The following is a 26,671-nucleotide window of genomic DNA, read 5'->3' as shown; positions in this document are numbered from 1 at the left end:
GATGCTGTTGAACGGAATATATGATGCCGCTCTGCTGGTGTATGCCTTGAGCCTGCTGTTTGTTTTCTCGGATTGCCTTCGGCGGAGTCCGAGTGAAAAACGGCTGGGCACAGGGCTTCTTGTTGTTGTCAGCCTGCTTCAGCTTACGGGCCTCGGTATCCGCTTCTCCGAGGAGGGCGGGCTGCCGATTTTTACCCCGTATGATTTCTTGTTCTGGTTCTCGTTCAGTATTGTGTTGACCTCACTTGGGATAGCATTGACACGAAGATCGGAGTTTACGATTCTTTTGCTCAGCGTGGCGGGATTTAGCGTATTCCTGCTCAACCGGGTCTGGCTAACGGCCGAGGATCATACGCTACAGAGCTGGAGTGCGGTACACGGCTGGCTGGCCGTGCATATTATTTTGGCGAATTTGAGCTTTGCGGCACTGACATTGGGGACGGCGTTTGCGATCATGTATCTGTTCCTGCATTCCCGCTTGAAGAACAAGAAGTGGAGTGACAGAATTCGCCGTCTGCCAAGCCTTGAGGTGCTTGATAAATACACTTATTATTCGGTGCTGGCTGGAACCCCGTTACTGGTCTTTTCGCTAGTAATGGCAGGACTTTCAATTGTCGTAGAAGGACGTCTGATGTTGTTTCAGGATTTAAAAGTGCTGACGACATTGATCGGTCTGGGGATTTACATAGCTTATCTTATATTAAAGCGGTCTGGTCAGAATAGCGGAGTGTTGATGGCCCGCTGGGCTATCTCAGGATATGGATTCATTATCCTCAACTTCCTGCTGAACTCCTGGTCGAATTTCCACCGCTGGGGCGGGGAGTGAGATCACATGCCACTCTATTTGCCGATAATGCTGGACTGTTCAGGACAACACTGTGTTGTGATCGGCGGCGGAGCTGTAGCGGAACGCAGGGTGCTTGGTCTGCTGGAAGCCGGTGCGGTAATCACGGTAATCAGTCCTGAATTGACAGCGGCATTGACCGTACTCGCTGAAACAGGTCGCTTGATCTGGCTAAGCCGCCACTATGCTCCCGGTGATACCCGCGGAGCCTTTCTCGTATATGCGGCTAGCAATGATGAGCAGGTGAATGGGGAAGTGGCTCATGAGGCCAGAGTGCAGGGGGTTCCCGTGAATGTGGTCAGTCATGGGGAGGCCGGAACTTTTATTACACCTGCTGTTCTTCGGCGGGGGAGGTTAACCGTTGCCGTATCCGCATCGGGAGCCGGTCCCGGAGCGGTCACAAAGATCAGGGAACAGCTGGAGGAGTTACTGGGTGATGAATACGAGCCCTATCTGGATTTTCTGTACCGGATGCGAGGAGAGATTAAGCGCAGGGAGCCATCTTCGTCGGTTCGCAGGCAGCTTCTCCGCAGGCTGGAAGGGCTTGATGTGTTGGATCAGATGAGACAGGGAACCTTTATAGAGTGGAGTCCGGAGGTCATAGACACCTGGATTGCCGACAACCGGGAGGAATAAAGAATGCGAAAGATTATTGTGGGCAGCAGACAAAGTGCACTGGCACTGACACAAACCGGACAGGTGATTGCCGATCTGGAGCGGCTGAGTGAGGAGCATGGACTGGAATTTACGTTTGAAGTGAAGAAAATCGTCACCAAAGGTGACCAAATTCTCGATGTTACGCTGTCCAAGGTGGGCGGCAAGGGCCTCTTCGTCAAAGAAATTGAGCAGGCTATGCTGAACAAAGAAATCGACATGGCTGTACACAGTATGAAGGACATGCCTGCCGTGCTTCCGGAAGGCTTGATCAATGGCGCTGTACCGCAGCGCCAGGACCCGCGTGACTGCCTGATCACCGGGGATGGCGCGGGCCTGGAGAGTCTGCCGCCAGGCGCACGCGTCGGGACGAGCAGCCTGCGGCGCTCCAGCCAGCTCGCGGCGCTGCGGCCGGATCTGGTCATTGAGCCGGTCCGCGGGAATATTGACTCGCGGCTGCGCAAGCTGGAGAGCGGGGAGTATGACGCGATCCTTTTGGCGGCGGCTGGACTTGCGCGGATGGGCTGGCAGGACCGGGTCAGCGCGTATTTGCCGCCGGAAGTGTGTCTGCCCGCTGTCGGGCAAGGCGCGCTGGGCATTGAGTGTCGTGAGGATGATGCCGAGCTGCGGCAGCTTCTGGATTTGTATAACGATCCTCAAACCGCTGTGACGGTGACGGCGGAGCGGACGTTCCTTGGGGTGCTAAACGGCGGCTGTCAGGTGCCGATCGGTGCTTTTGCCGTACTGAATGAATGTGGGGAAGAGCAGCAAAATGTTGTTGAACGCACAGCGGATCAGGGCCGGCCTGTGATATCGTTGACAGGAATGGTGGGAACACCGGACGGCTCGACGATCCTGAAGGAGACTTGTACAGGGGATGACCCGGTGCAGGTTGGGAAAGAGGTTGCGCAGCGGCTGATTGCTAAGGGAGCGGAGAAGATTCTGGCTGAAGCAAGGGGATGAGGGGAAATGACGGGGAAGGTCTATCTGGTAGGTGCAGGACCCGGGGATGCGAAGCTGATCACGGTTAAAGGACTCGAATGTATCCAAAAAGCGGACGTGCTGGTGTACGACAGGCTGGCTAGTCCAAGGTTGCTGAAGAAGATGAAGCCGGGCGGGGACAAGGTCTATGTAGGCAAGCTGCCTGACCGCCACACGATGAAGCAGGAAGAAATCAACCAGCTGCTGGTAGATCTTGCGTCACAAGGAAAGACGGTGGTGCGGCTTAAGGGCGGCGATCCGACGATTTTTGGCCGGGTGGGTGAGGAAGCGGGACTGCTGCGTCAGCATGGCATTCCTTACGAGATCATCCCTGGCATTACCTCGGCAATCAGTGTTCCGGCTTACGCTGGCATTCCTGTGACGCACCGGGATCATGCTTCTTCCCTGTCGATCATCACGGGCCACGAAAGCCCGGATAAGCTGGATCATTCCATTCATTGGGATAAAGTAACAAATGCAACGGGTACACTCGTCTTCCTGATGGGTGTGGCCAAAATCGGATATATCAGCAATCAATTGATCAAACATGGCCGACCGCCGGAGACACCGGTGGCCCTCGTGCGCTGGGGCACTCGTGCCGAGCAGGAGACGCTCGTTGGCACGCTGGCCGACATTGAGGCCAAGGTGCGGGCGGCGGATTTTCAGCCGCCGGCGGTGATTGTTGTTGGCGATGTCGTGCTGCAGCGCGAGGAGCTGATGTGGGCGGAGGCGCTGCCGCTATTCGGCAAGCGCATCCTGGTCACCCGCTCGCGCAGTCAGGCTAGCGAGCTGGTGGACCGCATTGAGGAACTCGGCGGGGAACCGTACGAGTTCCCGGTGATCGAGACGATCATGCCGGAGGGCGATGAGAAGAAGGCCATCATCGCCGAAGCGCTGGGCGCGCTGGAGGCGTATGATTGGGTCTTCTTCACGAGTGTGAACGGCGTGGAGTTCTTTTTCCGCCACCTGGAGGAGCTGGGGGCGGACATCCGGCGGCTGTACCGCGCGCGGATTGCGGCGGTGGGGCCGGCGACAGCCAGGGCGCTGGCGCAGCGCGGCCTGGTGAGCGAAGCCCTTCCGGAGCGGTTCCAGGCGGAAGGGATGGTCGAGAAGTTCGGCGCCGAGCTGCAGCCGGGCCAGAAGGTGTTGCTGCCGCGCGGCGATCTGGCGCGCGACTGGCTGCCGGACAAGCTGAAGGAGCTGGGCCTGCAAGTGACGGAAGCCGACACGTACGAGACGGTGGTCACTGGCGAGGACGATGATGAACTGCTCAAGCTGCTGGAGGAAGGCCGCATACATGCCGTTACCTTCACCAGTTCGTCCACAGTACGTAATTTCCTGACCATCCTGAAACGGATGGGTGTGCAGGACCCACTACCATTATTAGCAAATGTTAAGGTGGCCTGTATCGGTCCGCTAACCCAAAAAACCGCGGTAGAAGCCGGATTAACCCCGGGACTTCTGGCAGAAGAATCAACGCTGGAAGCGCTGGTGCAGGAGCTTTGCCGTTGGAATGCAGAGACCCGGACAAGGCTTCAGTCTATATAGCCTTGGGAAAATAAGTGCAAATCTGTACCTTAATTTGATTGAAGTTAGGCTTATTCAGCATTTAACGGCAAAAATGTCGCTTAATTTCTTAGATTGGCGTTTGAGAACTGCTAATATGGGGAATTAAGGTGCATTTTTGCTCTTAATATCCAGAAATACATGATTTAGCTAAAAATAAGGTACATTTTTGCCTTTATTTTCATCCGACTACCTTTGTATGAGATACAGCTACTCTGGCTGTGATATAGCTACTCTGTATGAGATATAGCTACTCTGGCTGGGATTTAGCTTTGTTAACAGTAATTTAGCAGTTTAGTCTGTTGAGGATAACCATACTAAGAGAGTAAGCCTTTCTTTAAGGCGCTCTGTATGCAACTTATAACACAAAATACACAACAACACACAACAAAATATATAACGAACAACAAAACATATAACGCACAAAACACAAAACACAAAACACAAAACACAAAACACAAAACACAAAACACAAAACACAAAACACAACTAACCTATTCGGAGGGATCGATATGAGTTTTCCAATCATGCGGCACCGTCGTCTGCGTGGCACCGCTGGGATTCGCGGAATGGTGCGCGAGACGGTATTGAATGTACTGGACTTTATACAGCCGATTTTTGTGACGTACGGGACTGGTGTGAAGAATGAGATTAGCTCCATGCCAGGGGTTTATCATTTTTCATTGGATACTTTGAAGGAAGAGGTTGATGAGATTGCAGCGCTGGGAATTCCGGCAGTTCTGCTGTTCGGGATTCCAGAAACCAAGGATGCCATCGGTTCTTCCGGGTTCGCAGAGGATGGTATTGTACAGGAGGCAACTCGTCTGATTAAGCAGTGGTACCCTGAGCTGCTGGTCGTTGCTGATACATGTTTGTGCGAATTCACAGACCACGGACACTGCGGTATGGTCCATACCCATACTGTTAATGGTGTGGTGCATGGAGACGTGCTGAATGATGCCTCACTGGAGCTGCTGACTCGTACGGCGGTATCCCAGGCGAAGGCTGGTGCGGATATAATTGCTCCGTCCAATATGATGGATGGCTTTGTGCAGGCGATTCGCGCCGGGCTGGACGAGAACGGTTTTGAGCATGTGCCGATTATGTCTTATTCGGTCAAATATGCTTCGGCGTTCTACGGCCCGTTCCGTGAGGCTGCTGATTCTGCACCGCAGTTCGGCAATCGTAAGACCTATCAGATGGACCCGGCTAATCTGCGGGAAGCGATCCGTGAGGCGGATTCGGACGTACTGGAAGGTGCAGATATGCTGATGGTAAAACCTGCGCTGGCTTATCTGGACGTGATCCGTACGATCCGTGACCAGTTTGATCTGCCGCTGGTTGCTTACAATGTGAGTGGTGAATATTCGATGGTCAAAGCAGCAGCCCAGCAGGGCTGGATTGACGAGCAGGCCGTAGTGCTGGAGATGCTGACTGGTATGAAACGTGCGGGTGCGGACATTATCATTACTTATTTTGCGAAGGATGCCGCCCGCTGGTTGCGCGGTTAAAAGGCTGTACTGATGCAACAAGCAAAGCAAAGGACATCTGCTTGTCTAGAGTCGCTAGTTGTGCGATTAATAGTCTATACTGATGCATCGAGTGAAGCAATGAACATCTTTTTGTCTAGGCTCCCTGGCTGCATGGTTAATAGCTGTATGGGTGAGCAATGAAATGCTAAGCAACGAAGTGCTAAGAACATCTGGCGTCTGCCGGGTGTAAACATATTCATGAACAGGAGTGAAGATAGAATGGGTAATGTGCCACTGGCGCGCCGGGAAGAGGCTTCCCGGAAGGCTTTTGATGAAGCGAAGCAGTATATCCCCGGTGGGGTGAACAGCCCTGTGCGGGCTTTTAAATCGGTAGGACTGACGCCGGTCTATGTTGATCGTGCAGCAGGTTCGCGTATTTATGATATCGACGGCAACACATTTATTGACTATGTCTGTTCGTGGGGACCGCTGATTATGGGTCATGCCCATCCGGAAGTGGTACAGGCTCTGCAAGAGACTGCAGCTAAAGGAACCAGCTTCGGTGCGCCTACTTTATTGGAGACAGAAATGGCTAAAACCGTAGTTGAACGTGTGCCGTCTGTAGACATTGTGCGTATGGTCAACTCTGGTACAGAAGCGACGATGAGTGCCATTCGTTTGGCCCGCGGTTATACCGGACGCAGTAAAATTTTGAAGTTCGAAGGCTCGTACCACGGCCATGCCGACAGTCTATTGATCAAAGCGGGTTCTGGTGTAGCAACACTCGGACTGCCCGATAGCCCTGGGGTCCCGGAAGGAGTGGCAGCGAATACCATTACCGTTCCTTATAATGATCTGGAATCTGTGAGAGTGGCTTTTGAACGGTTTGGCGAAGAGATTGCTGCGATTATTGTGGAGCCGATTGCGGGTAATATGGGGGTTGTTTTGCCTCAGCCGGGCTTCCTGGAAGGTCTGCGTGAAGTGACGACTAACTATGGAGCGTTGCTGATCTTTGATGAGGTTATGACTGGCTTCCGGGTCAATCGTAGCTGTGCACAAGGTCTTTTCGGCATTACACCTGATCTGACCTGTTTCGGCAAAGTCATTGGTGGCGGTCTTCCAGTTGGCGCTTATGGCGGCAAAAGAGAGATCATGGAGCAGATGGCTCCATCCGGACCGATCTATCAAGCGGGTACGCTCAGTGGTAATCCACTGGCCATGGCAGCAGGGTTTACGACGCTGAAGCTGTTGACCCCGGAAGTATATGATCATCTGGAGAAAATGGGTGCCAGGCTGGAAGCAGGAATGAAACGAAATGCCGAAGAAGCCGGCATCCCGCTGACGATCAACCGGGTGGGCTCCATGGTGTGTCCATTCTTCACTGAAGGTCCGGTTGTCAATTATGACACGGCCAAAGCCAGCAGCCTCGACACGTTCCGTCGTTATTTCGGAGAAATGCTGACTCGTGGCATTAATGTGGCACCGTCGCAGTTTGAGGGCATGTTCGTATCAGCAGCGCACAGTGAGCAGGATATTGATGACACCATCGAGTGCCATTACAATGCCCTGAAGGCTTTGTGACAGCGGTGAACGGGGGGATTACCGGCGGCGGTTCCTGGGTTAAGCGCGGGGAGTGGCTGGAAGCCATGCCGGGCCGGGTTCTGACAGGCGCGGAGGATAAGGAAGCCGCCATCGACAATTGGCTACTGACTACGGTGGGCATGCCTCAGAAGCTGCATATGCGGCTGCGCCATGAGAAGGGTATCCTGATAAAAGGGGACCGGCTGCGGCTGGCCCTTTTTCCCTTCCGGGAGGCCGGGATTGAAGCCGTGTGGCAGCCTCTTGATGTCCTCTTCGAGGATGATTTTTGCCTCGTTGTGCACAAACCAGCAGGCATGGCGGTCCATCCTGATGGCAGCAGCAATGAGGTTACGCTGGACCATCTGGTTGCAGGGCATTATGCTGCTTCCGGGGGCGGGGTTGCTGTTCGTCATATCCACCGGCTGGATAAAGACACGACGGGTCCCGTATTATATGCCAAGAATGAATTTGCCCAGCTCGTCCTTGACAGCAACATGCGCGACAAGTTGATCTCGCGGCATTATGTTGCCATCGCTGAGGGCAAGGTTTCGCCTGGCCTTAAGGTGATCGATGACCCAATCGGGCGCGATCGGCATCATGCGGCACGCAGAAGGGTCTCGCCAACCGGTCAGCCTGCAGTAACGCTGATTACCGGGCGAGAACAGCTGCACGGAGGCACTGTGCTGCGTGTGCAGCTGGAGACTGGCCGGACGCACCAGATTCGCGTCCATCTCAGCCATGCCGGGCATCCGCTGTTTGGGGATGCCCTGTATGGCGGGCCTGCCTGGAAGCGGGACAGCGCGGCACCGGGGAGCAGCTCATTAGCAGGCCGTCAGGCGCTGCACGGGGAGCTACTGGCCTTCCGGCACCCCTGGACCGGAGAAGAGCTTGCGATCAGCGACCCATGGCCAGCGGATATGCTGGAGTTGCGCGAACTGCTGATGGATGTTTGGCAGGCGTAAGCCACTTGGGAGGATAAGAATACTAGGGGACTGTCCCAAAATAGTTATATTCCTTGATGAGAAGTAAGCCCAGCTGCTTAAAAATAATGCGGAAAATAGAACATGGCGGTGCTCAGGAGGATTCCTGAACCGCCATGTTTTTTTGTGATTGACGGCTTCCCCTTTTGGAGCAAGGGATAGGGAAGACACGGGCAAGATACCGGCGAGAGATAGGCAAGAGATAGGCAAGAGACAGGCAAGAGACGGGCAAGAGACAGGCAAGAGACGTTCAAAAGATAAGCAAGCCCAAAGCCACTTGCCTTCAACGTGCGTGCGAATCCGGTAAAGTAGAAGTGAATGTCACCAGTCTTTAAACAACTGGAAATACTCCTATTAATTTTCGAAAATGGAGGGTTTCCAAATAATAACGGGAAACACTCCCGTTAATTTCTAAGATCCTCCCCAAATTTCTTATAACAGGGTGAAATAACTGGATAATTTCCTTTAAATTCGAGCGAAACTCTTGAAAGGGGAGAATTAACGGGAGATTTTCCTGCTAAATTAGTGCCAAGCTCCAAGGGTAGGTCGTGAGGACCTGCACCGGGCTCTGACAAGTCCGACATGTGTGCTACAGGCTCTGACAAGTCCACCATGTGTGCTACAGGCTCTGACGAGTCCACTATGTGTGCTACACGCTCTGACAAGTCTACTATGCAGTGCAACATGCAGCTCCCCTTTTTATTTATAATTCCTGAGCTTCAGACCCTGCGTTTGAGATGGAGCCTGCTCTACCGCATCAACTTTTTGGATTATGGAAGTGTAATTAACGGCATTTTTGTACCTTAAATTCTCTGCTGCTGAGGGTTAGAGGAGATTAAGTGCAATATTGTACCTTAAATCTTCCAGAATACCGCATACAACGTGCTTTTTCGGAAAATAAGATACAAAAATGCCCTTATTTCCCTCATTTGCCTATAATGAAGAAAAATAAGGTACAAAAATGCCGTTAGTTGGGAGGTGGTCCCTCTTTTTTACTGTTAAGATGTCTGGTGAAGGGGAGCATACCGCTTCTATTGGTTGAAATCTGTGACAGTCTATGTTCCGTGCTAGCTTTCCTATGGAAATCTTTCAGCAGATCGCTTTACACCTAAAGTTCCAAACTTCCCCGTTCGCTCATCTTTGCTCTTGTTTACTTCATTTGTTCGGCTTATATAAGATAATAAAGCTCCTCCTGGCATAGCAGGTGTATGATTATATCTGTCTACCGAAAGGGGCGCGTCTCCGTTTAGGATCAATGCTGCTGTAATGAGAGTTTATTCTACTGCCTACTTGAAGGTGACCGTTCACTTTTGAGGTAACCCATATTAGGTCAACCAGAGATTATTGGCGAGGCTTTTTTGGCACACCGGTGCGGTCAGAGTAGCACTAGTGTCTGATTCTTTTTTGGCACACCGGTGCGGTCAGAGTAGCACTAGTGTCTGATTCTTTTTTGGCACACCCGGTGTGGTCAGTGTGGCGTAAGCTTCCGGTCCTTTTTTGGCGGCGTATCCCTCAGCGTCGGGCCCCTTTATAGCACAACTGGTTACCCAAGAGTATCCCCAACGTCTAGCCCCTTTTCAGCACAACTTGTTACCCCAGAGCAGCCCCCGCGTCTAGCTCCTTTTTAGCACAACTGGTTACTCTAGAGTAGCCCCAACATCAGGCCCCTTTTAGCACAACTAGTTACCCCAGAGTATCCCCCGCGTCAGGCCCCTTTATAGCACAACTAGTTACTCTAGAGTAGCCCCAACATCAGGCGCCTTTATAGCACAACTTGTTACCCAAGAGTATCCCCGCGCCTAGCCCCTTTTTCAGCACAACTTGTTACCCCGGTGTATCCCCCGCGCCTGTTCCCTTTTTGACACAGCCTGTTCCGCCTGGTGTTACTTCCAGCAGCCATTCAACCCTTCTTCAAATGCGGCACTTACCCGTAACCCGCGGAATCGTGAAGGCATACAATACGTTGTTGTAATGGCTTTTTAAATTATCCTGTCCACCCAGTAGCAGCCAAAGTTGTCATGCCTCTCTATTTGAAGCATATACATGAGGGGAGTAACATTTTGGGCTTATGCTCTGGGCTTGTCTCAGGGTTAGATTATGCCAAGAAGGAGGACATTTCCCGTGTTTGACCAGTCCCACGGCTTGCGGTTTGATATTTATGAACGGATTCACCTGCCGGCAGAGCTGCCTGGAATAGCAGAACTGGAAGAGGTTGAGCTGCTTCCTGACATCCAGGTAATTCAGCGGGAGGACCGGGCTGAGCTATACGGCCAACTGCTGCTTACCGGTCTTTACCGGAGCGAAGACGATGTGACACAGCGTCTGGACCATGCGATTCCCGTTGAAATTACAGTTCCGCTGACACGGATCAGCTCGCTTGAAGACATAGGGGTGGAGATTGAGAATTTCGATATCGATCTGCTCACGATGCGTACGGTGAATATTACAGGTGTACTGTCGCTGCGAGGCATCGAAGGCACAGAAGCTGTGCCAGCCTGGCAGGAAGAAGAGTACACAGTGGCTTATTCCTCCTCTGCTGAGCAGAGACCGGTCCAGGAGTCTGCCGAGAACCCGCCCGAAGGGGATGCACTGTACGAGAATTCGATCTGGACCTTTGGTGAAGGTGCAGCCGAGGAGACTTCGATAGAGGAGCGGGAGAATACTGTTGCGTCAGCGGATAATCTGGCGTTTACCGGTGCTGAGCCTGTGGCTTTCGCAGCATCGCCCGAACCTGTTAATGCTGAGGCACCTGCCGTTCATTCACAGGGCAAAGCGAAGGAACCCCGGGTGTTCACACATAGTTTGGAGTCGACAACAAATCTGCAGTCTGGCAATCCCCAGTTCGCTGAAACTCAATTCACTGAAGCTCAATTTACTGAGGCTCAGTTCACCGAAGCCCAGTTCACTGAAGCTCAGTTCACTGAAGCCCAGTCAACTGGAGCACCGTCCGCACCTGCAGATAACTGGCTCAATTCCGAGCATTGGAATCGCGAGGAGACCGGACAGCCCGCGACCGAGCATCTTTCCCCGGAAGTGGAGAACAATGCTGCCGCTGTCAGCGAATCTAATGCGGAGGTAGCAAAAGAGCCATCACAGGCTGCTGTACATTCCTCTGAACAAGCTGAGGCGAATCAGGCGGAGACGGCGGCCCCCGAGGCGCAGCCTGTTCCATTAGCAGATTCGGTGTCCCACGAAAGTGAGGCTTCCCCTGAGGAGAAACAGGATCTCAAGGTTGCGCTGGGCAGCAAGAAGGAAGAAGCCGCGAAGGAAAAAGAACATCTTACGTTCTCTTCGTTGTTAAGCTCCAGCAAGAGCCGCAAGGAGCAGGAGGTTCTTCAGGCTGAGGAGTCAGTTTCGGAGGATGCGGCTGTACCTGAGGTCGGCAATGATACGGAGTGGAAAAGCCGGTTCATCAGTTCTTCGGGCAGCAGCAACCTGTTCCGTAAAGTCCGGCTATGCATTGTACAGCGGGAAGAGACGCTCGATACGATTGCCGAAAAGTACCAGCTCAGCGCCCGTGAACTGGGTCTCTATAACCGGCTCAGCGGACAGAACGTTGAAGAGGGTCAAGTTTTATATATTCCGTAATAAACGCTGCACTTGCCCAGGTTGACTATGTTTAACTCTAAATGTATTATGGAGTAAGCACTATTTAGTCAAAGACTGGGAACGGGAAGAGTAGGCGGTAAGCCCTTCAGAGAGCGGAATTGCAAGTGCTGTGAAATTCCGCAGGATCCAGCCCCCGAAGTCGCCCCGGAGTCGCCCCTCTGAGCTTGTCTTTCATTCTGTGGAATCCAGGTTAGGAAGTGGCCGGTAGCAGCCGTTATCTGTACGAGGTGTCGCACTGGGTTTCTGACCTATTTAGGGTCAAGAAGCGGAGTTTTATTTTTCCATTGGTGCGAAACAAAGGTGGTACCGCGAAAGAATGGCCTTTCGTCCTTTGAGACGAGGGGCCTTTTTTGTTTTTTTTCAATCTAAAACAGGTATAACTGTAATCAAACGATGTAAACGGAGGGTATAGAAATGGCTGAACACAATAACAATTCATCCGAGGAGCTGTCGGGCCAGCAGGATTCAGCGGCAGAGAACGCAGCCCAGGATTCCAAGAACGGTATGCCGACAACATATGATCCCAAGGCAGCGGAGGATAAGTGGTACCGCTACTGGATAGAAAATGAGTTTTTTAAGGCTGGATTACGTCCGGAAGCAGAACCCTACAGTATTGTCATTCCCCCGCCGAATGTAACGGGCATGCTGCATATTGGCCATACGCTCGTTAATACACTGCAGGACATCCTTATTCGTACGAAACGCATGCAGGGTTACGATACACTGTGGCTACCGGGAACGGACCATGCCGGTATCGCCACTCAGACGAGAGTGGAACAGAAGCTGCGCGAGCAGGGAATTAGCCGCTATGATCTTGGACGTGAGAAGTTCCTGGAGCAAGTGTGGGAGTGGAAAGACCAATATGCTGATGTCATTCATGAGCAGTGGGCAAAAATGGGGCTGTCGCTTGATTACTCACGCGAACGCTTTACGCTGGATGAGGGCATGTCCCACGCGGTGCGCCACGTCTTTGTCAAGCTTTATGAGAAGGGCCTGATCTACAGAGGCAAGCGGATCATTAACTGGGACCCGGCTGCCCGCACAGCGCTGTCTGATATCGAAGTAGAGTATAAGGAAGTTAACGGCCATTTGTACCACCTCCGTTATCCACTTAAGGATGGCAGTGGTTATATTACGGTAGCTACCACCCGTCCGGAGACGATGCTGGGCGATACAGCGGTAGCGGTGCATCCAGAGGATGAGCGTTACACAGATATGATCGGGAAGACGCTGATTCTGCCAATTATTGGACGCGAGATTCCGGTTATTGCTGATGAGTATGTTGACAAAGAGTTCGGTAGCGGCGCGGTGAAAATTACACCGGCACATGATCCGAACGACTTCGAAGTAGGACTACGCCACGATCTGCCACAGATCAACGTGATGGACGAGAGCGGCACCATGAACGCTGAGGCGGGTCCATATCAAGGCCAGGATCGTAGCGATGCCCGCAAGGCAATTACGGCTGATCTCAAGGAACAGGGTGTCCTTATATCCATCGAAGATCATGTGCATCAGGTGGGTCACAGCGAGCGTTCAGGCGCCGTGATTGAGCCGTATCTGTCCACCCAATGGTTTGTAAAAATGCAGCCTCTGGCAGAGGAAGCGATCAACGCGCAGAAGGATGGAACAGGCGTTAACTTTGTACCTGAGCGCTTTGAGAAGACCTACATGAACTGGATCGAAAATGTTCGCGATTGGTGTATCTCTCGTCAGCTCTGGTGGGGACATAGAATTCCAGCCTGGTATTCCGAATCTACTGGCGAAGTATTCGTAGCCATGAGCGAGGAGGAAGCGCAAGCAGCAAGCGGCCTGAATGACCTGAAGCAGGATGAGGACGTACTGGATACCTGGTTCAGCTCGAATCTGTGGCCGTTCGCCACACTCGGCTGGCCGGATGAGACGAGTAGCGATCTGGCTCGTTATTTCCCGAACAATGTGCTCGTTACCGGCTATGACATTATCTACTTCTGGGTAGCGCGGATGATTTTCTCCTCTCAGGAATTCACTGGCAAGAAGCCGTTCAAGGATGTGTTGATTCACGGACTTGTACGTGATGCCGAAGGACGCAAAATGTCCAAATCGCTTGGTAACGGTATCGACCCACTTGAGGTTATCGAGAAGTACGGCGCGGATGCATTACGCTACATGATCTCCACAGGTATTACTGCTGGACAGGATCTGCGCTTCCGTATAGAGAAGGTAGAGCAAGCGCGTAATTTCGCCAACAAGATCTGGAATGCGTCGCGCTTTGCACTGATGAATCTGGAGGGTGTTTCCTTCGAGGATATCGACATTACAGGTGATTTGAGCACAGCAGATCATTGGATTCTGCACCGCCTGAACGAAACTTCTCGCGAAATTACGCGTCTAATTGACGCGTACGAATACGGCGAGACGGGCCGTGTGCTTTACAATTTCATCTGGGACGATCTCTGCGACTGGTATATCGAGTTCGCCAAATTGAATCTGTACGGCACGAATGAAGCCGCCAAATCGAAGACGCAATCGGTTCTGGCTTATACGCTTGATCGTACACTGCGTCTGATTCATCCGTTCATGCCGTTCATCTCGGAAGAGATCTGGCAGCATCTGCCGCATGAAGGAGAGACGATCACTCTTGCAGCTTGGCCGGAATATGACCAGGCACTGGAGAACGCCGAAGCTGTTGCGGAGATGAATATCCTGATGGATATTATCCGCGCTGTCCGTAATATCCGGGCGGAAGTGAACGTGCCGATGAGCAAGAAAGTTGACCTCATCATTAAAGCCGGAAATGAAGACATTCTGGGCATCATTCAGCGCAATGACAATTACATCAGCCGCTTCTGTAACACCTCCTCGTTCGCAGCCGGCCTGAATCCGGTAACCGAAGGTAAGGTGATGTCGGCTGTAGTTACTGGCGCTGAGCTGCTGCTGCCGCTGTCCGGGCTGATTGATATTGATCAGGAAATTGCCCGACTGGAAAAAGAAGTGCAGACGCTGAACAGCGAAGTTGAGCGTGTGGAGAAGAAGCTGAGCAACCTAGGCTTCGTAGCCAAGGCTCCAGCAAAAGTCATCGAAGAGGAACGGGCGAAACAGGCCGATTATTCCGCCAAACGGGAAAAGGTTCTTGCCCGCATCGCAGAGCTGAGAGGATAAACGACATGGAAGACATGATCCGGGGCGGAGGCACCGCCCCTCTTGGAACATATAGAGAAGCTGTGGACTGGATTAACGGTCTGATTCCATTCGGTATTCGCCCAGGAATGGAGCGGATTCTAGCGATGATGGAAAAGCTGGGCAATCCGCACCGCAAGCTTAAGTTTATTCATGTAGCGGGAACGAACGGCAAAGGTTCGACCTGCGCTTTTTTGACAAGCACCTTGCTACAAAGTGGTTATTCCGTTGGGACATTCACTTCACCGTATATAACGAAATTTACGAACCGGTTTCAATATAACGGGGAGGACATTTCTGAGGAGACTTTGACAGCAGTAGCGAATACCCTGCATCCGTTGGTAGAAGAGATCGCAGCGAGTGAGCTTGGTTCGCCTACCATGTTCGAGGTAGCCACAGCACTAGCGATTGTCTACTATGCGGAGCATGCCTATCCCGACGTTGTCGTATGGGAGACGGGGCTTGGGGGAAGGCTGGATGTAACGAACATCGTTACCCCTATCGTCTCGATCATCACCAACGTGGGCTTCGATCATACGGATGTCCTTGGAGATACCCTGGAGCAGATTGCCACAGAGAAGGCCGGAATCATTAAGCCCGGCGTCCCTGTGGTTAGCTGTGTGACTCAGCCGGAAGCAGTAGCGGTGCTCAAGAAAAAGGCGGCGGAATGCCGCTCCAAACTCTACCTTGCCGGAGAAGACTTCAGCTATGAAGTCACCGGAATCCGCGAGGGTCTGCAGACCTTTATGTTCAAAGGTCCTTTCCGATCGATTGAGATTGGCATCGGCTTGAAGGGCGAGCATCAATGCAGTAATGCTGCCGGGGCCATGATGGCTCTGGAATCCTTGCGGCAGTATATGGCATTCATGCTGGATGATGAAGATGTGCAGGAAGGCTTCCGCCGCACTTTCTGGGCCGGAAGACTGGAAGAAGTGTCTCCAAGGATTGTGCTGGACGGCGCCCATAATCCGGAGGGGGCGGAAACGCTCGCCAAGAGCCTCCCGCAGTTCTATAAATACGATAAATTAAATTTGCTTATGGGTATGCTGGCAAATAAGCATCATGAATCGTATTTCAAGCATATACTGCCTATAGTGGATACGCTCATCCTGACCGAACCGGATTTCCGGAAGAAAATGGACGCGGAAGACCTGCGGGCGATTGCAGAGAGCTTGCGGGAGAAATATGCCAAAGAAAATTTGGTGATTATAGTAGAACGTGATTGGGACAAAGCGCTGCAATTGCTGAAGTCGACTACAACTCAGGAAGACCTGGCTGTAGTCTCCGGCACGCTGTATTTAATATCTGATGTGCGCGGTGCGATTTTGCAGCAACCCGATTCTGAAAAAGGCTGGTGACGAACTGTTGGATACTACTGAACGTGTGCATTTTATAGGGATCGGCGGCTACGGTATGAGCGCGATTGCCCGGGTAATGCTAGAAATGGGATATACAGTGACGGGCTCTGATGTCGCGTCGCAAGAATTAACGGATAAATTGATTGCAAAAGGCGCGAAGGTCTATATTGGACATACCGCTGAGCAGGTAAAGGGCGCGGATTTGGTCGTCTACTCTACCGCTTTGTCCAACGACAATGTGGAATGGGTCGAGGCGGAACGGCTGAAGATTCCGGTTCTGCACCGCTCGCAGATGCTGGGCCGGCTGCTGAATGAACGGAAAGGCGTAGCTGTTGCTGGCGCCCATGGTAAGACCACAACCTCCTCCATGATCGCTCTGGTTATGGAAGAATGCGGTGTGGACCCTACGTATATCATCGGTGGGGAAATTATGAATATCGGTACGAATGCCAAGGCCGGACAAGGGGAGTATGTCGTTGCAGAAGCGGATGAGAGTGATGGCTCATTCCTGCAGTACCACCCTTGGCTTGGCATTGTCACGAATATCGAAGCTGACCACCTGGAGAACTACGGCGGGGACTTTGGCCGTCTGAAGGCTGCTTACGTGCAGTTTATGAACCAACTACGTGAAGATGGCACTGCTATCGTATGCTCGGATGACGAGAATGTTATCTCTCTGTTGCCTGAAGTGAAGGGTAATGTAACGACTTACGGTATCCATTCACCGACCGCAGACTACACTGCGACTGACATTGTGTTAGGCGATAGACAGGTGTCCTTCACGATGAACGGCTATGGCGAGGTGCTAGGCCGGATTGAATTGTCCGTACCTGGACAGCACAACCTGTACAATGCGATGGCTACGGTTATTACCTGTCTCAAAGCAGGGATACCGTTCGAGGATATTGCCAAAGCCATTGTCAATTTCCATGGTGCCAAGCGCCGCTTCCAGGTTCTCGGCGAGGTGGATGATATCCTAGTCATCGATGACTATGCACATCACCCGACTGAGATTCAGGCGACCATCAGTGCAGCCAAGGCAACTGGCAAGCGGATCATTGCCGTATTCCAGCCGCAGCGGTATACTCGAACCTTCTTCTTACTGGATGCCTTCAGCAGAGCTTTCAGTGAAGCGGATGAGGTTATTATTACCGACATCTACTCCCCGGCTGGGGAGAAGCAGATCGAAGGCGTAACCTCGGCGAAGCTGGTAGAGCTGATCAAGCAGAACAGCAATGCGGGCGCACGTCATCTGCCGACCAAGGAAGATGTTGTGGCCGATTTGCAAGACCGGATTGCGTCCGGCGACCTTGTGATTACGATGGGCGCAGGCGATATCTGGAAAGTGGGTTACACGCTGGCGGATCAACTGAAGAAACGCTAGTATGAGGCAGAAGCCAACCAGAGAATCAGGGATTTTCGTTTGAATCACACCCCTTAAAGGTTACCCGGGATAACAGTTGTTATTCCGTTACCTTTAAGGGGTGTTTTTTGTAGTTAGAGAATTATTTGAAATTAGAAGTGAACAAACATTGTTTTTTTGCCGATAAAGCCTTAGGATACATCTTGGAATTGATAAATGAGTGACTTTCTCGTACATGGTGGTGTACTAATGAGCTTTCAGATTGAGATAGAAAGTATGATCACTGCGTTTATTTTTGGTAATTTATTCACTATTCTTCTTGCAACCTCTTATCAGTTTCGTTCTCCCAGAGATTCTGCTTCCCGCCTGTTTACCTTCTCCAAATGGTTGCAGCTCGGTTACTGGAGCTCTCTGCTGGTCTGGGATGATCTCCCCCATGGCTTCATCATACCAGTCAGCAATGGCCTGATGCTCTGCGGAGGTTGTCTGGAAATGCTGGCCTTGCTCAAAATGCTAGGATTGCTGGGGGACAAGGTGAAGATATATTACACTGTATTTATCGTTGGCAGTGTACTGAGCTATGTTATTGTCGCGTTGTTTTTTAACCAATCTGGTCTGCGCATTGCTACGGCCTCATTGTGGGTCATGTTATTCATTCTTTATCCGGCTCGTCTGTTGACAGCCGACAAATACGCTTCGCCACTGCAAAAAATGATGGGATCACTATTCTATGTCTATGCCATCATTTTAGGAGTAAGGGCAGTGGTTGCTTTTGAAGAGCCGAGGATGACTGTGTTCAGCGGCAATCTATCTCAGGAATTATATTACATCGGCCTGTATTTGCTGATGATTTTATACAATGCTGGCTTTTATCTGCTGTCGAATGAGCAATCCCATGAGAGGTTAAAACGAATTGCAGCCTATGACGAGCTTACCGGAATTCTGAGCCGCCGGGCTTTTATGAGTGAGACCAGGGTGAAGCTGGATCTTGCTGCGAAAAGACAAGCATGGATCTCTTTTCTCCTGCTGGATATTGATCATTTTAAGCAAGTGAATGACAGCTGGGGGCATAATATAGGAGACAAGGTACTCCAAAGCTTTGCGTATACCACACAAGACAAGCTGGGTTTGGGCGATTTGTTCGGCAGGCTCGGCGGGGAAGAATTCGCTATTTTGCTCGAGGGGGCGAATGAAGAAGAAAGTAGCCGCAAGGCGGAGAATATCCGGCTCGCCATAATGAACTCCACCTATCCGGATCTTTCACTGCAATATACGGTTAGTATTGGCGTTATTACCATTCGGCCTCAGGGCAACTCTGATTTGGACAAACTTTACACAATCTCCGATAGGGCGCTGTATCAGGCAAAGCAGAACGGGAGAAACCAGGTGGTTCGCTCTAAATGGACCTGAGAGTTCAAGTGCATATGAAGAAGTACCCAGCTTGTTAACGCATAGGGGGTGAAATTATCAACATCAACTTTAATCTGAATACACTTCTGTTCTGCCTGATGCTCGGGAACCTGTTTACAGTGCTGCTTATCTTGGCCTATCGGTCCCGTTATCACAAGGATATGACCTATTCCGTATTTATTGGTGGCAAAGGTCTGCAATTGGCACTGCTGATCATGTTGATGCTGAGAGATTTCATTCCCTCCAAATGGATAATTCCTCTCGTTGCCTTATTCGGTATCAGTAGTGGAATAGTGGAGGCCCTGGCCCTGTTATTGCTTCTGGATGCCTCCAGTCATGCGCTCCAGAAACGTTACTGTACATGGGGAGGAGTTGCCGCTGTTCTTCTGTTGCTTCTCCATGTAGCCTTTGGGCAGGAACGTGTCCTCTTGGCGGGACCGGCTGTGATCAGTGCAATTGCACTACTGTACCCAACTTACAGACTGGCAGTGAAGAGTAAGGATTCCCCTTTGCAGAAAATGATGGGTCTGCTGTACAGCATAGCCATTGCCGCTCTTGGCTGCGGTGCTTTTACCATTCTATATCCTGAAAATTTGTTGAGTGCGCAAGCGGAACAAGGCCTGCAGATGCTCTTTCGAATGGGAATTTATTTGCTGATGTTCCTGGGAACGGCCGGCTTTATGCTGCTCTCGAGGGAACAGTCTTACGCTGAACTGGAACGGGTAGCGAGCTATGACGAGCTGACGGGTATTCTTAACCGCAGATCGTTTGCCTTGCGCGCTCGCAGGCTGATCGTTACGGCAGCGAAGGAAGTCACGCCGTTTTCGTTCCTGCTGCTGGATATTGACCATTTCAAGAATGTGAATGATACATACGGGCATGACACTGGGGATAAGGTGTTGAAGGATTTTGCTGCCAAAATAGTACAACAGCTAAGGAATGAGGATCTCTTCGGCCGGTTCGGCGGGGAGGAGTTCGCTGTGCTTCTTGGGCAGGCGGACGAAGCAGCAAGCGATGAAATTGCCGAACGGCTACGAACTTCCGTGTCGGGGGCGGTGATCAATGGCGTCCAGTTCGATTATTCCGTCAGCATTGGGATCATTACCGTGCAATCAAGTGAGCGGATTTCGCTCAATGCGTTGTATAAGCTGACCGATAGTGCACTTTATCAAGCAAAACAAAGCGGCCGCAATCGTGTGGTGCGAAGTCAAGACAACAGCTCTCATCTGCACTAAGGCAGATGGGGGCTGTTTGTGCCTCTCTCTGTAAAAAGTGGAGGTGATGTAAGACCGTCTGGGACAAATTATATAGCATCTATCTAAATCTTGATAAAAATAATTCTTTTATCCTATAAATCGACACCCTTTTGGCGAAAGATGAGTTACTATAGATATGCATCTAAAGTTTCATATCAGAAGTAGGATGCCTTTTATCCTGCTTTTTTGTGCACGAATAGCTTGGGGAGCATTATTTCTATAGAGCAACAAGGAGTCGAAATTCATGCGTAAGAGATTATTATTCCTATCCGCCCGTACTCATAGTCAGGAAGATGGCGAAGGCTGGATCAGGACGAGAAGTATTCTTGAGATTTTACTGGAGAAATATGATGTTGATCTGCTGTTGTATGGCAATTATCATACGATTGATCTCCCGGAAGCGGGGAGCTCACTCACGGTTCATCAGGTTAAGATGACGGGGCCTTTACGGGGGAAGAAGCTGGGGTCGCTATATACGCCGGGAAGACGGTTCTATCCGGGAAATATGAGTAAAGAAATGAAGCTCGCCATCGCCGAGCTTTGCCATATGAATTCATACAGTCATGCCTTCTTGTCTTATAATTTACCTGGAAGTTATCTGGATATTCTCAATCGGGTACAGCCTGGGATTACTTTGATCATGGATGCCTTCCAGCCACGGACTGGACGTACTTATCTAAAGACGGGCAGAAAGAGAATCTTTATTAAGCCCTATGACCATCTGAATGCTGCGCGGTTGCGCAAGGACATGCAGCGGACGATGAACAAGACGGCGCTGCTGCTGGCTGCTTCAGAATGGGATGCTCTTTCGTTCAAAGCGGTATCCTTTGAGGATGCTGGCAAGGTACAGGTGCTCCCCTCGTTTATCAATCTTGATAGATATGAGAAAGCGGAACCAGTGGGTAAAGTGGACGGGGTTGTTCTTCATTGGAATATGAGTACCCCACAGGGGAAACGTGCTGCACTACTCTTTCAGCAGAATATTCTGCCGGCGGTTCGTGAGAAGGTACCCGGCGCTAAATTCTATATCACCAGTCATACACTGGAACCTGAAATTTTGGAGTCGCTTAAGGAAGAAAAGAATGTATTCATTGCAGACTCTGCCGAAGAGGCAATTCATTACATACGCCAATCCAAGGTTTTGTTTGCGCCTTTGCTTGAAGGGATAGAGGCCCGTCCAGAAATTCTGGAGTCATGGGCGTTAAAAACTCCTGTTGTCACGACGTTTCGTGGGTCAGAGACCCTAATCTGCGAGCATAAGCAGAATATCCTGACTGCAAAGACCATCGAGGAGATCGCACAAAGTATTGTAACCCTGCTGCAGGACCAAGAACTGGGTGCCATTATCGCTGACCGGGCATTTCAGACCTTGCTGAAGCATTACGAATTCACGGATATCAAGCAGAAAGTACTTAGCCTTGTCTAAGAATGGGCTGACGTTATAAATAAAATAACCCGCACAGAAAGGCAAGAGTCTTGCCGTCTGTTGCGGGTTGTTTATATAGCTGGGATTACAGCAGATTACGGCGCAGTTCTTCCGCCGATTTCGGCGAGAGATGTCCCAGTGGGATATCGAACACGGTTTTAGCTCCGCTTTGGCCTTCGTTGCTTAGGCGGACAGCGGCTCTAGCATAAGCTACGAGAACGCTGGCTGTGAATTCAGGATTGCTTTCCAGCTTGAGGCCGAACTCAACAATTTGTTTTGTGCCTTCGCCGGTAACACCACTGCGAATGACAAAGCCGCCATGTGGAATTCCGCTGTGTTGTGCGGCCAGCTCTTCCTCCGTGATGAAGGTAACTGTAGTATCATAGTCAGCAAAATAGTTAGGCATGTTGACGATTTCGGCACGGATCGCTTCGCGGTCTGCACCTTCCTCTGCTACAACATAACATTCTCTAAGATGCTTCTCGCGTGTAGTCAGTTCCGGTGTTTCTCCGGAACGGATGGCATCGATAACTTCTTGGACAGGAACGGTATATTGTACGCCGGCTTTGACGCCTTGTACCCGGCGGATCGCATCGGAGTGGCCTTGGCTGACGCCTTTGCCCCAGAAGGTATATTCCTTGCCCTCAGGCAGGATGGATTCGGCCAGCAGGCGGTTCATTGAGAAGAGGCCTGGGTCCCAGCCAGTAGAGATTACGCTGAGTGTGCCGCCTTGCTTAGCTGCGGCATCTACGGTAGCAAAGAATTCAGGAATTTTGGCATGTGTATCGAAGCTGTCCACTGTATTGAACAGGCTCGCGATCGCAGGAGTCTGTTCCGGCAGATCGGTAGCAGAGCCACCACATAGAATCATGACATCAACTTTACCTTTATACTGCTCAACGGCCGAAATATGCTCGAATTTCACACCGGCTTCACCGGCTTCCACTTGTCCGGGTTCCCGGCGAGTGAAAATTGCTACGAGTTCGATATCCGCGCTTTGGGCAATCGCCTTGCGCACACCTTTTCCAAGATTGCCATAGCCTACGATTGCTGCTTTGATTGACTGTTGCAGAAGAAGCCCTCCTAATGTGATAGAAAATGTAAGATTAACCCCTAGAATGTTGACTATCGGGATCAAGATTAAGCTTGCGCCCTCAACGTAACACACGGTGTTATTTTAACATAATATGCGAAGAGAGCGCACACGTAAAGGGGACAAGCTTGTATTTTTCAAATGGTAAGAGGCCTTCAGAATAGAGGTGAATTCTAAAAATATAGCATATCTCCCTATCTTCTATCATATCTTCTGATATAGAACAGATAAGGTGAGGTGCGGGCAGTGAATAACGGGAGAATGACATTCCGGTTCGATGTTGACAAGGACAAGCCGTGGCCGAAAGAAGAAGAACGCCGCTCCAGTAGCAATGTCGGGACGGCTCAGGAAAGTAAGACTGAACCGCTGAAGCAGGAGGACGATTTTCTGGACCACGGTTGGGTGTTCGAGCCGGAACCGCTCACCATACGTGAAACCGTGTCCCAGCCTACTTACGGCTATTCATCAGGCATGAAGGACCACCGCTGGCAGGATATAGAGAAGATAGAGGAGGATGGTGGCATATTGCCGAGGCGGCAGACTTTCTTTCATGGCAACACGCCTCCTGACCTGTGGGATTCCCGCCGCCCTCCACTCCCTTTTGTCGAAGAAGAGGAAGAAGAGGAATGGCGTTCGCGCAAAATTCCAACCCAGGCCGGATACGACCCTGTTCCCGAACAATATGAATACAATGGTGAAAAGGAGATTGGCGGGTACGGTGGTGCTTATCATACTCGCCGTCCCTCATATTGGTGGAAATTTGCGCTCTCCGTCGCCGGAGCGTTAGGAACGGGACTGCTGCTAGGTTACACTGCTCTTTCCTTCTTCGGCGGGGGTGGCCCGGGCGCTGGTGGTAATGCACCTGTCAATGGCCAAGCTGCCGTACAGAATCCGAACAGTGACAAGGCTGCGGATCCTGCTGGCGTAGGGACTTCGGGGCTGCCCTTAGCGGAGAATGGAAATCCCAGTGTGAACACGATTCCCGTGCACATTACGCAACAGAGCTACTACTTACTCCAGTATGGCGTTTTCAGCTCACCGGACGGTGCTTCCCAAGCTCGGAAGGAACTGCTTGGCGCTGGTCTTGCCGCAGGGATTGACCCGGATGACGGCAACCGGGTATATGCGGGTCTGTCGCCGGACCGGGAACAGGCCAAGCTGCTTAGCGGCGGCTTGAAGAATCAGGGCATTGAGCTGTACGTGCGGGAAGTCACCCTGCCGGCTGCAGAGCGGCTAGCCTATGCCGGGAACGCCGAGACAGTGGAAGGCTACTTCACAGCCAGCGACAAATTACTGGGGGAACTTAGCAGTCTGTCTGCTGCACTACTCAGCACGGGACAGGTCGATACAGCAGGAGCTGCCGCTGTCAGCGATATCCATCTCCAGTGGAAGGAGGCCGCCAAAGGGCTGGAGCAGTCCCTTCCGCCGGAGACACAGGCGCTCTTGGCCTCGCTGGAGAAGTCGATGAACCAGGGTATCTCAGCGCTCGCTGAGTATAACAAGAGCAAAGCTAGCGGACTGCTATGGGAAGTACAAGGCTCGATGATGGACTTTCTAACCGGTCAGAAAAAACTGTTGGCCGCCATGGGGGCCAGTTCCTCTTAACCTATAAATCCTTTCTATTAGGCAAGTGCTAATAGGGAGGATTTTTTGTATACCAGGGAATCGGGATTTAGAGTTTGTATTGAAATCTGTTTCACCGTATAATAATTAGGATGTAAAAAAATGGTGAGGGAAGACGGACATGAAGAAGAAAAATGTAGGAATACTGCTGTTATTTCTAATTCTGGGCTGGCTGACTGGCGCTTGGATTGCCAAGCTGCTGGAACCTGTAAAGGCGCTATCTTTTCTTACAAAATCGACGCTGCTAAAATGGTCGCCGCAAGCTGATCTTGACATCATTAGTTACGACATCACTATTCAATTTAAACTGTGCATATTAAGTCTCGCGGGTATCATTATTGCTGTTTGGCTGTACCGCCGGCGGTGATTTACTTACCATCAACGAATTTACAAACCTAAAGCAAGAAGATCTGGGGATTGCACCAATGTAGTCTATACTAGGAATATTATCCCGGATATACAGCGGCAGCGCCGACGATGAGTCGTAGGCGTAAGCCGCTTTTTTGTTGCTCAGAATCTGCTCAGAATGGTGTGCTATGGTTAAAAAGTTCCGGTAGAAATAGGGAAAAAAGAACTATTTTCGACAGAAAGGGTGTGGAGTTGTCGACTCGAGATTTCGTATTTAGCAAAATAAAAAGTCGTGCGAACAAGGTTTGTACATTAACTTAAGCAATAGGTTTGAATCGACTCATGCTGTTGCTTTAAAGGGAAGAGAGGGTTGAAGTATTATGGAACGAGCGTTTAAAAAATTTATATCGTATGTCCTGTTATCGGTGTTGTTCTTTGGTATAATCACCCCCGCTTTGCCGGCAGGAGCCGCTCCAGCGGCTACAACCAAGTGGGTGACATTCAAATATGATGATTTTTCTGACACCAATATTAGTAATGTATTATCTCTAAACGGCAAAAGTGCGGTTGTATCCGATGCAGGTGCCAATCCCAAACGCATCCTTCGTTTAAATTCAGCAGCGGATGGTCGTACCGGATTCAGTTCCGGCGGGTCCTATGGCACTGTATTCAGCAAGCAGAAAATTTATAGTCAAAATAGTTTTTCCTTCAGTACCTATTTTACCTTTCGGTTTACCGAGCAAGGATTTGCCAGCGGATTTAATGCTGCGGTGAATAATCCTTCGGGAATAGCTGGTGCTGACGGGATTACTTTTACTGTTCAAACCATGCAGAGCAATGCCGGGACACCCGGCGGCGGAATTGGATATAGCGGGATTACTCCGAGCTTTGCAGTTAAGTTCGATACTTACAGGAATGTGGAACTAGGTGATCCGAGTGATAGCTATGTCGGGCTTGGCGTAAACGGTAATATAAATAATACACTTCCGACCTACAACTTACTTCCGATTGGATACAAGTTAAAGGACGGTTCAGTCTATCACGCTTGGGTAGACTATGATGGCTCTACAAAGAATGTGAAAGTGTATATTAATAAGGGTTCTAATAATAGAAACACGGCAATAAAGGCACTAGATGTGAACAGCGTCGATCTGGGGGCGATTTTTAGGAACCAGGATGCCGTTTTTGCTGGGTTTACGGCTTCGACTGGTGGAGCTTGGGAGAATCACGATATCTTGAATTGGTATTTTACCAATAATGTTGATCCGATTGATACGGCTGATCCTAATACAAAATACCAGCAAGCACCTATTTCCGTTACAATGGCAACTGCTGCTAATAGCAAGCCAGGCAAAACACAATTGACAGTGACGGCGAAGGATTCAAGTGGTAATCCAGTAGGAAACGTTCCTATTACAATTAAAGCGAATAGTGGAACCATTGAAGATATTAACGGACAACCGATTACACCTGTACCAGCAGTAATAAGTGCGAATGCTAATGGACAGGCACAGGTGTTACTGAATATGGGCTCTACACCTAACACGAATCCTGGTAGCGTAACGGCAATTGTCGAGGGGGGAGCATATAGTGTTCAGGATATTCCAGCTTCTCCTATAAACTTGACGAAAAGCGCTGTAACTAATACAGGGGCTACGTTAACTTGGAGCGCTGTGACGGGTGCAACTTCGTATCAGTTATTTGATAACGGAACACTGCTTACTACCGTGAATAACACGAGTTATGCTGTAACAGGTCTGGCTGCAGGAACAAATCATACTTACACGGTAACGACCGTGAAGAACAATGTACAATCAGCATCTTCAGCATCCGTTATTGTCGATATTCCAGGACCTGCGCCAACATTGCCAGCATCGCCATTGCCGGGAACCGGTCCGAATACGACGAAGGTAACGGCAAGCGCAGGAGCGGGCAATCACCTCGTCAC

18 protein-coding genes are annotated in these 26,671 nt (G+C 50.8%); 17 read left to right on the top strand and 1 reads right to left on the bottom strand.

The annotated features are described in order from the left end of the window. Position 1: 1 nt before the first annotated feature. The 14 genes from ccsA (at position 2) to ACFVU8_RS21720 (ending at position 21,659) form a co-directional block, all read left to right on the top strand. The gene (gene ccsA / locus ACFVU8_RS21785) at positions 2-826 is read left to right on the top strand and encodes a cytochrome c biogenesis protein CcsA (protein ID WP_066376924.1); all 825 of its coding nucleotides are present in this window, start codon (positions 2-4) and stop codon (positions 824-826) included. A 6-nt stretch (positions 827-832) separates the two neighbouring features. Continuing rightward, the gene (locus ACFVU8_RS21780) at positions 833-1,480 is read left to right on the top strand and encodes a precorrin-2 dehydrogenase/sirohydrochlorin ferrochelatase family protein (RefSeq protein WP_379469973.1); all 648 of its coding nucleotides are present in this window, start codon (positions 833-835) and stop codon (positions 1,478-1,480) included. A gap of 3 nt (positions 1,481-1,483) precedes the next feature. Beyond that, positions 1,484-2,461 carry a hydroxymethylbilane synthase gene (hemC, locus tag ACFVU8_RS21775; RefSeq protein ID WP_379469971.1) on the top strand — a complete coding sequence of 326 codons (978 nt, stop codon included), beginning with the start codon at positions 1,484-1,486 and terminating at the stop codon, positions 2,459-2,461. A 6-nt stretch (positions 2,462-2,467) separates the two neighbouring features. Further along, complete coding sequence (gene cobA, locus ACFVU8_RS21770; protein ID WP_387430156.1) at positions 2,468-4,027, top strand: uroporphyrinogen-III C-methyltransferase; 1,560 nt, start codon at positions 2,468-2,470, stop codon at positions 4,025-4,027. 530 nt (positions 4,028-4,557) lie between these two features. Then, positions 4,558-5,556 (top strand): porphobilinogen synthase, encoded by a 999-nt coding sequence (hemB, locus tag ACFVU8_RS21765; RefSeq protein WP_175370279.1) that lies wholly within the window; start codon positions 4,558-4,560, stop codon positions 5,554-5,556. 240 nt (positions 5,557-5,796) lie between these two features. Next, a complete protein-coding gene (gene hemL, locus ACFVU8_RS21760) occupies positions 5,797-7,098 on the top strand; it encodes a glutamate-1-semialdehyde 2,1-aminomutase (protein WP_175370278.1) in 1,302 nt (433 codons plus the stop codon). Between the two features lie 17 nt (positions 7,099-7,115). Continuing rightward, on the top strand, positions 7,116-8,060 hold the full coding sequence (locus ACFVU8_RS21755; RefSeq protein ID WP_387430529.1) for an RluA family pseudouridine synthase: 945 nt from the start codon (positions 7,116-7,118) through the stop codon (positions 8,058-8,060). 2,139 nt (positions 8,061-10,199) lie between these two features. Beyond that, positions 10,200-11,666: a LysM peptidoglycan-binding domain-containing protein gene (locus ACFVU8_RS21750; RefSeq protein WP_387430154.1), complete on the top strand. Its 1,467-nt coding sequence runs from the start codon at positions 10,200-10,202 to the stop codon at positions 11,664-11,666. Positions 11,667-12,191: 525 nt separating this feature from the next. Next, positions 12,192-14,828 (top strand): valine--tRNA ligase, encoded by a 2,637-nt coding sequence (locus tag ACFVU8_RS21745; RefSeq protein WP_387430527.1) that lies wholly within the window; start codon positions 12,192-12,194, stop codon positions 14,826-14,828. A 5-nt stretch (positions 14,829-14,833) separates the two neighbouring features. Then, entirely contained in the window at positions 14,834-16,204 is a 1,371-nt protein-coding gene (locus ACFVU8_RS21740; protein WP_175369729.1) for a bifunctional folylpolyglutamate synthase/dihydrofolate synthase, read from the top strand. Positions 16,205-16,211: 7 nt separating this feature from the next. Further along, positions 16,212-17,588 carry a UDP-N-acetylmuramate--L-alanine ligase gene (murC, locus tag ACFVU8_RS21735; protein WP_387430152.1) on the top strand — a complete coding sequence of 459 codons (1,377 nt, stop codon included), beginning with the start codon at positions 16,212-16,214 and terminating at the stop codon, positions 17,586-17,588. A gap of 228 nt (positions 17,589-17,816) precedes the next feature. Continuing rightward, the gene (locus ACFVU8_RS21730) at positions 17,817-18,977 is read left to right on the top strand and encodes a GGDEF domain-containing protein (RefSeq protein ID WP_387430150.1); all 1,161 of its coding nucleotides are present in this window, start codon (positions 17,817-17,819) and stop codon (positions 18,975-18,977) included. A 119-nt stretch (positions 18,978-19,096) separates the two neighbouring features. Next, positions 19,097-20,212, top strand: coding sequence for a GGDEF domain-containing protein (locus tag ACFVU8_RS21725; protein ID WP_387430148.1), 1,116 nt, complete (start codon positions 19,097-19,099; stop codon positions 20,210-20,212). Between the two features lie 265 nt (positions 20,213-20,477). Beyond that, positions 20,478-21,659, top strand: a complete 1,182-nt coding sequence (locus tag ACFVU8_RS21720; RefSeq protein ID WP_387430146.1) for a glycosyltransferase — start codon at positions 20,478-20,480, stop codon at positions 21,657-21,659. Positions 21,660-21,744: 85 nt separating this feature from the next. Here the strand turns inward: ACFVU8_RS21720 and ACFVU8_RS21715 are convergent, their stop codons facing one another. Further along, positions 21,745-22,731, bottom strand: a complete 987-nt coding sequence (locus ACFVU8_RS21715; RefSeq protein ID WP_175369736.1) for a diaminopimelate dehydrogenase — start codon at positions 22,729-22,731, stop codon at positions 21,745-21,747. 267 nt (positions 22,732-22,998) lie between these two features. Here ACFVU8_RS21715 and ACFVU8_RS21710 point away from each other — a divergent pair, with 267 nt between their 5' ends. The 3 genes from ACFVU8_RS21710 to ACFVU8_RS21700 all read left to right on the top strand — a co-directional run. Then, positions 22,999-24,357: an SPOR domain-containing protein gene (locus ACFVU8_RS21710; RefSeq protein WP_387430144.1), complete on the top strand. Its 1,359-nt coding sequence runs from the start codon at positions 22,999-23,001 to the stop codon at positions 24,355-24,357. 139 nt (positions 24,358-24,496) lie between these two features. Beyond that, positions 24,497-24,742, top strand: a complete 246-nt coding sequence (locus ACFVU8_RS21705; RefSeq protein ID WP_379469949.1) for a DUF4321 domain-containing protein — start codon at positions 24,497-24,499, stop codon at positions 24,740-24,742. Between the two features lie 361 nt (positions 24,743-25,103). Then, positions 25,104-26,671 (top strand): lectin-like domain-containing protein (locus ACFVU8_RS21700; protein WP_483875057.1); only part of this gene is annotated, 1,568 nt, incomplete at its 3' end.

The organism is Paenibacillus sp. NPDC058177 (assembly GCF_042883835.1).
Classification (GTDB): Bacteria; Bacillota; Bacilli; order Paenibacillales; family Paenibacillaceae; genus Paenibacillus_AQ; species Paenibacillus_AQ agri.
The sequence above is the reverse complement of the archived record's forward strand: the minus strand, read 5'-3'. Positions and strand labels throughout refer to the sequence as shown.